We start from the raw sequence: 12213 nt of genomic DNA on the forward strand, positions 1-12213 counted from the left end.
TAAAAAACATGAAATTGATATTACCGAATCTATAGGTGTAGTTTCACCATTAGCCGAAGAATGGGGTAAGAAATGGGATAAAATAATGCACTCTAATACCATTCATAGAGAAACGCAATGTAATAAAGCCGAAAGAAGTCAAGCGATGATGTATCCTGAAACGAAAAATTCGGATGAATTTCATACGTATGGTTGTTGGTGGAAAAGTCCAACAGAACTCTTATTTTACCTTGACGGAAAATATGTGTACACACTAAAACCACCTGTTGATTTTGATCAAGAAATGTTTTTACATTTTTCTATCGAAAGTTATGATTGGAACCCAATTCCTAAAGATGGAGGTAAAGTAACTAGTGCAACTAAAGAAGACAGAACTGCATTGATTGATTATATACGAACTTACAAACTAGTTGACGTAACAAAGTAAACCTTGAAGGTTTAATAAAATTATAAAATATGAAAAAATACACATCCGTTTTATTTCTTCTTTGTGCAATCAGTTTATCTGTTGCGCAAAATAGAACGGTAGAGCTTCTAAAAAAATGGAAGTTTACCAATTATGATGCTGGGGCTTCTTTTCAAGAAAATTTTGATGATAAAGATTGGCAAAATGTAACCGTACCCCATGATTGGGCTGTTCATGGCGATTTTGATTTTGCTAATGATTTGCAATTAACCATGGTAATCCAAGATGGAGAGTCAAAACCTAAATACCGTGCAGGACGTAGCGGTGCTTTACCTTATGTGGGAGTGGGCTGGTATAGAACCCATTATACAATATCGGCAACTGATTTAAAAGAAAAAGTGCAATTGCTGTTTGATGGTGCCATGAGCAACGCTAGAGTATACATTAATGGACAGTATGTAGGTGAAAGACCTTTTGGATATATTTCCTTTTACTTTGATATTACTAAATTTTTAAAAGAAGGAAACAATACTATTGCCATACGATTGGAAAATTACAACAGTCAATCCCGTTGGTATCCAGGTGCTGGTTTGTACCGTAAAGTTTCAGTTATCAAGACCAATACAAGCCATGTTAAAACTTGGGGTACCTTTGTAACAACACCTGTAATTTCTAAAAAAAGAGCTACCGTAAAACTAGATTTGGAACTAGAAGGTTCTGGTACTTATACGGTAAAAAATGAAATTATCGATGGAAAAGGAAAACTAGTTGCTTCAAAAAATAAGGAAATTACAATTGGTGCAAAAACCAAATTTTTGGAAGAATTTGAAGTTTCAAAGCCTAATTTATGGAGTCTTGAAACACCGAACTTATACAAATTAAAAACATCAGTTTATCAAGGAAATAAAGAAATTGACCAGTACGTAACGACCTTCGGAATTCGTTCTGTTCGTTATGAAGTGGATGGTTTCTACTTAAATGATAAAAAAGTACGTTTCAATGGGGTTAACATGCACCATGATTTAGGACCTGTAGGGGCAGCTTTTCATAGAGAGTTGTTTGTGAGACAAATGACAAAAATGAAAGAAATGGGAGTGAATGCGATCCGTTTTTCACACAATCCACCAGCACCAGAAGCGCTGGATGTTTGTGATGAAATGGGACTTTTAGCGATTGATGAAGCTTTTGATGAATGGCAAATTGGGAAAGTAATTAATGGTTACGGACTTCATTTTGACAAATGGGCAAAAACGGATCTTACGGATATGATTTTAAGAGATAGAAATCATCCCTCTATAATAATGTGGAGTATTGGTAACGAAATAATGGAGCAGTACAAACATGATCCTAATAAAATAACGGCTTACTTAAACGCAATTGTAAAAACATTAGATACTACTCGTGCTACAACAGCAGGTTTCAACTCTGCTAAAAATGCTATTGATAGTGGCATGGCATCTACCGTTGATGTAGCTGCTTTTAATTACAAGGCTGGTATTTATGGTGCGATTCGTAAACAAAATCCTAATTTGAAATTTTTTGCTAGTGAAACTGGTGGGTCTGTAAGTGTGCGTAACAGTTACAAATTCCCAGTTGTTTTTGATACTATTCACGGTAAGAGAGGGGATTCAGCAAATACAATTGTGTTTCCTGATGGACATCCAGGTAATTATGAGACGACTAATGTGCCTTGGGGCTATCCTGCATACAAAGAATTTGCAGCTCAAGAAAAAAACACCTCTGTTTATGGAGAATTCGTTTGGACTGGATATGATTATTTAGGAGAGCCATCACCTTATCATGATGCTAAATCGCGTAGTTCTTATTTTGCACCAGTTGATTTTGTAGGTTTAGAAAAAGATAAATTCTACCTGTATCAAACACAATGGAAAAAAGACGAAAAAGTATTGCATTTTTTCCCACATTGGACATGGAATAAAGAGGAAGTCAAATCTTTCCCTGTAGTGTGTTATACTTCATATGATAAAGCCGAATTGTTTGTAAATGGAAAAAGTTATGGTGTAAAATCCAAACAACCATTATCTAAATTAAATTTCGAAGGAGACAATATTGCTAGAGAAGCTTCAGGTGGGGGAAATTGGGAATTATTTAAAGCGTACGCTATTATCTGGGACGATGTAATTTATGAGCCAGGCGAAGCTAAAATTATAGCTTACGATAAAAACAATAAAAAAGTAGCGGAGACTAAAAGAGTGACTGCAGGAGCTCCTAATCATATTAAAATTCAACCAGAAATCAAAACCATTCAAAATGGAGAAGTGGGAGTATATGTAGTTTCAGTAGTAGATAAAGATGGTAATTTATGTCCACATTTTAATGATGATATGAGTATCGAAGTCAGTGGAGCAGGAACATTTTTAGCTTCTGGAAACGGAGATCCGGTAAATATGCAAAACTTATCGTTGCCGAAAAGAAAATTCTTCAATGGTCAAGCAGTTGTTTTTGTACAATCCACTCAAAAAGGGAATGTAACCATTACAACAACGACTAAGAATTTGAAAGCAACAAGTGCTGAACTGGAAGTAAAGTAGAAAATTAAGTTTTATTTTTTTTTAAAAATCAACCACAAATTACACTAATTTACACAAATTAATTAGTGATAATTAGTGAAATTTGTGGTTAATAAATTTGATTCTCTTAAACTTTCAGACTTTCAATATATAATGGTTTAGTTCTTTCTAAAATCGTCTTGTTTAAAATAATGCTATTAAAGTAAAATATGGAATCAAAATTCAAAACCACCGAAATCTCTAACCCAGAATTCGAAAGCAATAACCTCCGCTTCATCACCATAAAAACCAAAAATCTGAACGGTAGAGGAGATATCTGCGTTTTTGTTCCACCTATGAAGGATGTAAAAGATTTGCCTATTGTCACCCTTTTACACGGTGTTTACGGTAGTGCATGGATTTGGGCCCACAAAGCAGGAGTTCATTTTACCGCCTTACAAATGATGGAGCAAGGACTAATTGAGCCTATGGTTATTGCTATGCCGTCTGATGGATTATGGGGCGATGGTTCCGCTTATTTGTCGCATAATAATGCGCATTACGAAAACTGGATTGTTGAGGATGTCATTGATGCTGTGAGAGAAAATATCGATTGTACTAGCGAAAATTCCAAATTATTTATCTCGGGACTTTCTATGGGTGGCTATGGAGCCTTGCGTTTAGGAGCCAAATTCCCCAATCGTTATAAAGCCATTTCAGGACATTCTTCGATAACTAATAAAAACCAAATGCATTTATTTGTTGAAGAAGATGAAAGTAATTACAATCAAGCCGATGCAATCAATGAAGATGTTTTAAGTTTAATTTTAAAAAATAAAGAAAATCTGCCGCCGTTGCGTTTTGATTGTGGAAAAGATGATTTACTTATAGAGTACAATAGAACCTTACACACCGAATTAAAAAAGAATGCCATCAAGCACAGTTATCAAGAATTTGAAGGTGCTCATGAATGGTCTTATTGGCAAGAACATATTAAGGATAGTTTGCTATTCTTTAATCAATATTAACAGAAAGACTGATTCTACTTTTGGAGTCAGTCTTTTTTTTGTAGTTTTAAGATCAGACGCTTTTAAGAAATGGGAACTATTTTGCAAGATTTGAATTGCTTAAACTTAGTCTTCAATAATTGGGTTTATTTTTAAAAACAATTGATTTAATAAAACTTGGTATTTGCTAATCTCGATTAAATCATCATCTTCTTCAGCAAAATCTAACATTTCGTCTAATTGTTCACTTATAATTATTAATTTGTTTCCTGCTTCTATATTATTTTTTGTAGCGATTAAATCAATTATTTCCTGAACATTGTTTTTTAATGTTATGAATTTGTTTGTTTCCATTTTTTTAATGAATTTATTGATTTTCTTTTAATTTATCTTCGTTAAATTTTTTAGTAATTTCTTTTAATTTTTCTTTACGAATAATAGCTGCCTGCTTGACTTTATCTTGTGCTTTGTGCAATTTGTCATTGTGCTTTTTAATATTTCGTTCATTATTTCTTCCCATAATTACATCTTGTCTACTTAATCAACTGACTTTTATTAGTTAGGTACAAATCTCGTTATTATGATTTAAACTATACTATTTTATGTAAAAAATAAACGCCACTCATTGTTATGCGTATATTGTAATTCCATTTTTTGTTAATGTATTTTTTCTAATTCTAATTTCAATACATCACTTTCATTAGTGACTTTTTCGATTTCTTTTTTCCAATAAATAATTTCGTTTTGAGCTTGATCAATTTGTTCTGCACGTTCCTCTGAGGATCTAAAAAATTTAAATTCAGAAACATCAGCTAGTTTCTTTTTAGCATTTTCAAAGTTAGTATTTGCGGTAATAAGTAACTCTTGATTTGCAAAAAGCTTGTCTTTGAGTGTTTCTTTTTTATTGTTTAAAATACGATCAGCTTCAATTTTTTCTTGAACAGCTAGTTGAATTTTCTTTTCATCAATTTCTTTTTGTTGTAAACGGTATTGAATATTGTTTTTTTCCGTTTGTTCGTTTCTTAATTCTAATTTGGCTCTTCTGTTTTTTTGATAAAAACCTAGAAATAAGCTCGCAATAATCAAAACAACTAGAATACTGATTAAGAAAAAGACACTTTTCTTTAAACCAAAAATGCGTTTGCTTTTTAGCGGTTTTTCTTCAAATGGTTCATTTGTTGCTGGTTCTTCTATTTTTATATTTTGAATAAATAAGGAAGGAGAATCGCTTTGTTTTATGGGAGGAGGGACAACTGCTATTAAATTTTTTAATTCTTCGACCTCAGCAACGGTTTGCCAATCAGCCATTCCTTGACACCATACAGGAGTAGAAGCAGAAATTTGTTTTTGCTTTAATTCCTCTATTGTGAAAGGACCACTGCTTTCAATTCCGTTATGGATATAATAAGTGTTCATTTTGTTTTGTTGTTGTTTTGAGTCTTAAAAATACAAAACTAATTGATTCTGGATTTAATAAAAATAAAATAGGAAGCTTATTTGTTTTTTTTTTAGTAATAGGATCTAATAGGGTTTGTTGATTAGTTATATGCTGTTGAAGAGAGCACTTTGTTTCTGTCAAGGATAGTAACGAAAAGCCCGCAAAGGAAAAAGGCTTTTTATAAAACAAACCCTAAAATAGCGACCAACGGAAGCTCATTTTGGGGTTATGTTTTATAGCCTGGTTCCTGCGGACTTGTAGTGGATAGCCTGCCCGGACAGCCTTATTGTTTCTTTTAACTAAAAATTAATAATCGTTTGCGAAGAGGCTGTTTTAAAAAGACGTAATTTTAAGTTCTATGGAAAATGTAACTAAAAAAGGGTTTTATTTTAAGCAATACGCTGCTCCAGAGGAATCTCCGTTTGATAAACTCTTTGGGATTTTTAAGGAATTGATCACGCATACTTCGGGAGATTTTGATGAAGCTATTAGTTGGTTGAGAGAATTAGATAAAGAATATAAATTAACTGACGAACAGTATACGATTGATGATTTTATCGAAGATTTAAAGAAAAAAGGGTATATCAAAGATGAAGTGAAAGAGGATGGTAGCTCAGGATTAGGAATAACAGCTAAGACGGAGCGAGCAATTAGACAGCAAGCTTTGGAACAGATTTTTGGTAATTTGAAAAGATCAGGATCAGGGAATCACAAAACAAAACATGTGGGTAATGGAGACGAACATACGGGAGACTTTAGGGAATTTCATTTTGGGGATGGTCTAGAGCGTATTTCATTAACGGAGAGTTTGCGTAATGCACAAATCAATCATGGTGCAGACGAATTTAGGTTGATGGAGAGTGACTTGGTGGTTGAGGATACACAGCATAAATCTCAAATGAGTACCGTATTGATGATTGATATTAGTCATAGTATGATATTGTATGGAGAAGACCGCATTACACCTGCTAAAAAGGTGGCGATGGCTCTAGCAGAATTGATTACGACTCGCTATCCAAAAGACACATTAGATATTCTGGTTTTTGGGAATGATGCTTGGCCAATTGCTATCAAAGATTTACCATACCTAAAGGTAGGTCCATTTCATACCAATACAGTGGCTGGATTACAATTGGCAATGGATATGTTACGTAGAAAACGCAATACTAATAAACAAATTTTTATGATTACGGATGGAAAACCCAGTTGTGTAATAGAACGTGATGGCTCTTATTATATGAATAGTAATGGACTGGATGAATACATCGTGGATAAATGTTATAATCAAGCCCAACAAGCTAGAAAACTGCATATTCCTATCACCACCTTTATGATTGCATCAGATCCTTATTTGCAAAAATTTGTCAATAAGTTTACCGAAGCAAATCAGGGAAAAGCATTTTATACAGGATTAAAAGGTTTAGGGGAAATGATTTTTGAAGATTATGAAACGAATAGAAAGAAACGTATTAAATAACGTATTTAGTCACGGTTTGTCAGTTATCATATTGGCAAAAATAAAATAAATCAATTACAATAAATAAATCGATGAATACTATAAAGACATTAGGTGAATTAAAAAAATCAGGATACATAACAAAAAGTATCAAAGATGAATTAAGGTCGAATTTAAAAGCTAAAATACAGGCAGGAAAACCTGTTTTTGAAGGAGTACATGGATTTGAAAACACTGTGATTCCAGAATTAGAACGTGCTATTTTGTCTCGTCACAATATTAACTTACTTGGGCTTCGTGGACAGGCAAAAACGCGATTGGCCCGTAAAATGACTGAATTACTTGATGAGTATATTCCTTATGTAGCGGGGTCAGAAATTAATGATGATCCGTTGCAACCTATTTCTCGTTTTGCCCAAAATTTAATTACTGAAAAAGGAGATGCTACTCCTATTGTGTGGTTGCACCGTTCTGAACGTTTTTTTGAAAAATTAGCGACACCTGATGTTACCGTAGCCGACTTGATTGGTGATGTTGATCCCATCAAAGCAGCGAATTTAAAATTATCGTACGCTGATGATCGCGTGATTCATTTTGGGATGATTCCAAGAGCAAATCGTTGTATTTTTGTAATTAATGAATTACCAGATTTACAAGCCCGAATTCAAGTAGCATTGTTTAATATTTTGCAAGAAGGAGACATTCAGATACGAGGGTTTAAGGTTAGAATGCCATTAGATATGCAGTTTGTTTTTACGGCTAACCCTGAGGATTATACCAATAGAGGAAGTATTGTAACACCGTTGAAAGATAGAATAGGTTCGCAAATTTTAACTCATTATCCAGAATCTGTCAAAATTGCAAGAATGATTACAGAACAAGAAGCCAAGTTAGACACTAATCAATCGGAGATGGTGTATGTTCCATCATTAGCAAGGAATTTGTTAGAACAAATTAGTTTTGAAGCCCGCGAAAGTGAGTATATCGATCATAAAAGCGGTGTTAGTGCAAGGATGAGTATAACGGCTTTTGAAAACTTATTGAGCACTGCCGAGCGTAGAGCCTTACGTAATAACGAAGAAAAAACTACGGTACGTCTTTCGGATTTTATGGGAATCATTCCTTCAATTACAGGTAAAGTAGAGTTGGTTTATGAAGGAGAGCAAGAGGGAGCAGCTTCTGTAGCACAAATTTTATTAGGTTCAGCCATATACACGCTTTTCCCTGGGTATTTCCCTAAGATTGAAAAATTGGAAAAACTAGACGAAAAAACTACATATACTGATTTGATTGAATGGTTTTTTGTAGAAAGCGGTTTTGAATTGCTGGATGATACGACTAATGCAGATTATCAAGAAATCCTAGATTCCATTGTGCCACTTGAAAAATTAATAAAAAAGTACCAACCCGATTTGACACCTGAAGATATCTATTTTATGAAAGAATTTGTATTGTGGGCAATGGTAGAGTATAAAAAAATAAGCAAAGACCGCATTATTGAAGGCTATCAGTTTAAGGATATTTATGGTAGTTATATTAGTAAATTATAAACTATGCCAACCAAGGGAGAAAAAAGTTAGATTTATAAAGGCGTAAGTTAGTTTCCCAAAAGATGGACATGCAAACCTCTATTAAATCTGATTATGCTTGCCCTTTGAATTATTTAATTTTAAAAAATCTATTGGTTGTCTAGCTCTTGATACAGCTGTTGAGAATAAATCATTAGTAGCCTTTTCTCTATTTCTATTTTCTAGATAGTTTCCTTTCGTTAGACAGCATCATTGCTTATATCATTGTATAGCTAGAAGAATAAAAACGAGAAACAGGGAGAAGCTGGTTTAAAAGTACCTTATAATATTTAGTAGTAAAAAGCTAATATAAGTATGTCAAAAGTTTAAAAGGCTATGAAGTCAAAAGATTAAATAATTTGATAAATACAAAAAGAAACAAAATCTTATATTTTTATATGAATTTAAAGTACAACATTAAATCGAACTCATTACTTGAAAACAAAAAGCCGTGATTTCTCACGGCTTTGATTAACTAAAATATTTAACTAAAATTAAGTTAACTCATTTTCGAATTGCCATAAGCTATAATAACGATACCTAATGCCATGATTATAAGACCTAAAAGTAACCAGTTTTTGCTTTTTGAGCCTGCATTTTTCCATTCACCCGTTGCTATCCCAATCATATTGGCTACCATAATACAGCCTGTTTGAAAAACAGCAAAACCTACCGAAGTCCCTAGGGAACCAAGCATAAAAGCGCCCAAACCATAAATGATTAATGAAGTACAATACACCACAGCCATAATGGCTATAAGTACAATATTTTTAGTACTTTCAATCTGTTGGAAATTACTCCAACTTTTATTTTTATTTAATTGAATTATAAAATACGTTATCGTGATAATTCCACTACCGATAAAAGAAGGAAGCATTACAGCCAATCGGGCAATCCAAGCGGGGTTCCCATATTGTTCTTGCGAAATTTGGCCAATAAGTCCCACGCTATCGGCTACGTAGTAGGAAAGGTTAAAACCAGCAGCGCAAATACCACCTAAAATACACATAATGATTCCTGTGCGCATATTTTTGGTGTTATTTATGGTTTGATCCGTTTGATTCTCAAAAGTTTCACGTAGTAAGCCCGCTTTTCCATTTGCGATAATACCAAGCATAATGATAAATATTCCAAACAAGATAAAAAGACCTCCAGGCGTAAATATCTTTTGAAAATCTCCCATAAGAAAGGGGAGGAGCGAGCCTACTAGAGTTCCTACACCTATCAATAGTGAAAACCCCAATGCCATACCTATTTTAGATATACTGATTCCCCACATTAAGTTTCCAACTCCCCACAACAGACTTAAAAGTAAAATGTAGATAAATACAGTCGTAGGTACTTGAGCATAAGTTGCACTTAAACCATCAACTAAAAAAGTTGTGGCAAAAACGGGGACAATAAGCATAGCCAGTAACCAAAATACACCCCAAGTGTTTTCAATGGCATAGTTTTGTACAAATTTGCTTGGCAAGGCATAAAATCCAAGCATTACAGCAGCCACTAAGACCCAAAAAATTCCAATTCCCATATTTTTATGTTTAAAATTGTTTAAAATTTTTGTTTGGCGATAATTGAAGTATCAATAGGTGTTATTTCTTAGTTATAATCCATATAGATGGTTCTTTTTTGCAAGAAACCTTCAATACCATAAATACCATCTTCACCACCAATACCTGAGGTTTTATGTCCTGAGTGGTATCCTTGAATGTATCCTACAATGGCTCTGTTTATAAAAATAGTTCCTACTTGCATCTGGTCAATAGCTTTCATATGGCGTTTGTAATTATCTGTATATAAATAAGCAGATAGTCCTTCTTCACGGGTATTAGTAAGTGCTAATGCTTCGTCAAAACCAGAGACTTTCATAATAGGCAACACAGGACCAAAAACCTCTTCTTTCATCGTTACATGATCGTTTTGTACATTCGTAAGAATTGTGGGTTCATACCAATTCCCTTTTTCGAAAAAGGCACCATCAGGACGTTTTCCTCCAAGCACTAGTTCAGCACCCTGTTTGATATTTTCTTTAACCATCCCATCAATGCGTTCTAATCCCAATGTGCTTACTCCCGGTCCCATGTTAACGGAAGCATCAAATGGGTCACCAACTTTGATTTGTTGCACTCTTTTGATTAATTTATCAGTGAATTCATCAGCAATTTTTTCATCTACCATGACCATTTCGTTGCAAATACATACTTGTCCACAATTTGCATAACGAGAGATTGCAGCGGCTTCAACGGCTTTTTCAATATCAGCATCATCACAAACAATGAAAGGAGCTTTTCCACCAAGTTCTAAGGTCAGTGCTGTTACATTATTAGCAGCAGCTTTATAAATTCCTTTACCTGCTCTTGTGCTACCTGTAAGACTGATTAATTTGGTTATAGGACTTTCTACTAATAATGAAGCTGCTTCGGCATTTTGTGTCACCACCATATTGATAACACCTTTAGGGACACCTGCCTCATGTACTAAACGACAAAATTCCGATGCCGTAACTGGTGTTAACTCGTGTGGTTTGATAATCATTGTATTACCTGTCACGAGTGCAGGTCCTACTTTACGTCCTATTAAAGCCAAAGGAAAATTAAAAGCACATAAACCTACCGTTACTCCATAAGGTACTTTGTAGATTGCTAAATGCTCATTTTTTCCTTCTGATGGAAAAATAGCACCTTGGATTCGGCGGGCAGCCTCGGCGTTGTAGGTGAGATATTGAATCGTTCCATCAACTTCTCCTTGTGCTTCTGTAAATGTTTTTCCTTGTTCTAGAACTAATAATTTAGCAAAATGATCGCGTTCCTCTTTTAGTTTTTTGGCAATTTCAAATAAGTACAAAGCTCTTTGATGTGCAGGTGTCAATTGCCAAGCTAATTGGGCTTTTTCAGAAGTTTCAAGTGCGTACTGCACATCTTCTTTAGTACAAGCCGTTACGGTTGCAAAAACTTCTTGGTTTGCCGGATTTTCTACTTTAATTGTATCTCTTGCAGCGGTATCCAGCCATTCGCCGTTAATATAACATTTATAGTTTTGGATGTTTTGGTTCATAATCATAGTATTATTTAAAATTGGGTGTTCTTTTTTCGATAAAGGCCTTAAAACCTTCTTTTCCATCTTCGGTATCATATAATGGAGTTACCAAAGCTGTTTCAAGGTCTAATGCATCTTGTTCATTCATTCCTTGGTATTCTATTGCAAATTTCTTGATACTTGCCATTGCTTTTCCGGCACCTAGCGCTAATTGATTACAATAATTAAAAACTTCTGTTTCAAAATTATCTACACTATATAATTGATTTATAAGTCCGTAATGATGCGCAGTCAAAGCATTAATTGTATTTCCAGTAACCAATAATTCCATAGCTCTACTGGCACCGATTAGATTAATTAAACGTACCGTTCCTCCATTTCCAGGAATCAGTCCCAGTTTTATTTCAGGCAAACCAATCAGGTATTTTCCTTCGGCAGCTAAACGGATATCACAAGCCATAGCTAGTTCTAATCCTCCACCAAGGGCATGTCCTTTGATAGCGGCAATAAATATTTTACTGCTTTTGGTTATGTGTTCACAAACACTTCTAGCTACAACTACCATTTCTTGGTTTTGTTCCGTTGTATTGGTACCAAATACTTTGATATCTGCTCCGGCACAAAAAAATTTTTCTGAATTTGTATTAATGAGTACCACTTTTATGGTATCGTCATCATTTACATTTTGAATTGTATCCGATAGTAAGGTTAAAAAATGTATATCATAACTATTCGCTGGTGGCTTATTTAAGGTTATAGTTGCCAGTGCTCCCTTTTGGGTAAATATAATTG

11 protein-coding genes are annotated in these 12213 nt (G+C 34.2%); 5 read left to right on the top strand and 6 right to left on the bottom strand.

Translation table 11 applies throughout. The features are described from left to right. The 3 genes from WBQ70_RS00890 to WBQ70_RS00900 all read left to right on the top strand — a co-directional run. On the top strand, window positions 1-427 hold a 427-nt coding region (locus WBQ70_RS00890), incomplete at its 5' end, for a family 16 glycosylhydrolase (protein WP_423909256.1). A gap of 29 nt (window positions 428-456) precedes the next feature. Continuing rightward, entirely contained in the window at window positions 457-2958 is a 2502-nt protein-coding gene (locus tag WBQ70_RS00895; RefSeq protein ID WP_423909259.1) for a glycoside hydrolase family 2 TIM barrel-domain containing protein, read from the top strand. A gap of 188 nt (window positions 2959-3146) precedes the next feature. Continuing rightward, the gene (locus WBQ70_RS00900) at window positions 3147-3944 is read left to right on the top strand and encodes an alpha/beta hydrolase (RefSeq protein WP_423909262.1); all 798 of its coding nucleotides are present in this window, start codon (window positions 3147-3149) and stop codon (window positions 3942-3944) included. Between the two features lie 105 nt (window positions 3945-4049). Here WBQ70_RS00900 and WBQ70_RS00905 read toward each other — a convergent pair whose 3' ends face one another. From WBQ70_RS00905 to WBQ70_RS00915, 3 genes are all read right to left on the bottom strand, one after another. Beyond that, on the bottom strand, window positions 4050-4277 hold the full coding sequence (locus WBQ70_RS00905; protein ID WP_423909265.1) for a hypothetical protein: 228 nt from the start codon (window positions 4275-4277) through the stop codon (window positions 4050-4052). A gap of 13 nt (window positions 4278-4290) precedes the next feature. Further along, the gene (locus WBQ70_RS00910; protein ID WP_423909267.1) at window positions 4291-4443 is read right to left on the bottom strand and encodes a hypothetical protein; all 153 of its coding nucleotides are present in this window, start codon (window positions 4441-4443) and stop codon (window positions 4291-4293) included. Window positions 4444-4580: 137 nt separating this feature from the next. Next, window positions 4581-5339, bottom strand: coding sequence for a DUF4339 domain-containing protein (locus tag WBQ70_RS00915; RefSeq protein ID WP_423909270.1), 759 nt, complete (start codon window positions 5337-5339; stop codon window positions 4581-4583). 380 nt (window positions 5340-5719) lie between these two features. On the opposite strand from WBQ70_RS00915, the gene WBQ70_RS00920 reads away from it, so the two are divergent. Both WBQ70_RS00920 and WBQ70_RS00925 read left to right on the top strand, forming a co-directional pair. Next, window positions 5720-6838, top strand: coding sequence for a vWA domain-containing protein (locus WBQ70_RS00920; RefSeq protein WP_423909272.1), 1119 nt, complete (start codon window positions 5720-5722; stop codon window positions 6836-6838). Window positions 6839-6909: 71 nt separating this feature from the next. Next, the gene (locus WBQ70_RS00925) at window positions 6910-8367 is read left to right on the top strand and encodes an AAA family ATPase (RefSeq protein WP_423909275.1); all 1458 of its coding nucleotides are present in this window, start codon (window positions 6910-6912) and stop codon (window positions 8365-8367) included. Window positions 8368-8884: 517 nt separating this feature from the next. Here the strand turns inward: WBQ70_RS00925 and WBQ70_RS00930 are convergent. The 3 genes from WBQ70_RS00930 to WBQ70_RS00940 form a co-directional block, all read right to left on the bottom strand. Further along, window positions 8885-9916, bottom strand: coding sequence for an L-rhamnose/proton symporter RhaT (locus tag WBQ70_RS00930; protein WP_423909278.1), 1032 nt, complete (start codon window positions 9914-9916; stop codon window positions 8885-8887). Window positions 9917-9984: 68 nt separating this feature from the next. After that, on the bottom strand, window positions 9985-11439 hold the full coding sequence (locus WBQ70_RS00935; protein ID WP_423909281.1) for an aldehyde dehydrogenase family protein: 1455 nt from the start codon (window positions 11437-11439) through the stop codon (window positions 9985-9987). A gap of 10 nt (window positions 11440-11449) precedes the next feature. After that, a partial coding sequence (locus WBQ70_RS00940) for an enoyl-CoA hydratase/isomerase family protein (RefSeq protein WP_423909283.1) occupies window positions 11450-12213 on the bottom strand: 764 nt, incomplete at its 5' end.

The sequence above is a fragment of the Flavobacterium sp. genome (assembly GCF_049590715.1).
Classification (GTDB): Bacteria; Bacteroidota; Bacteroidia; order Flavobacteriales; family Flavobacteriaceae; genus Flavobacterium.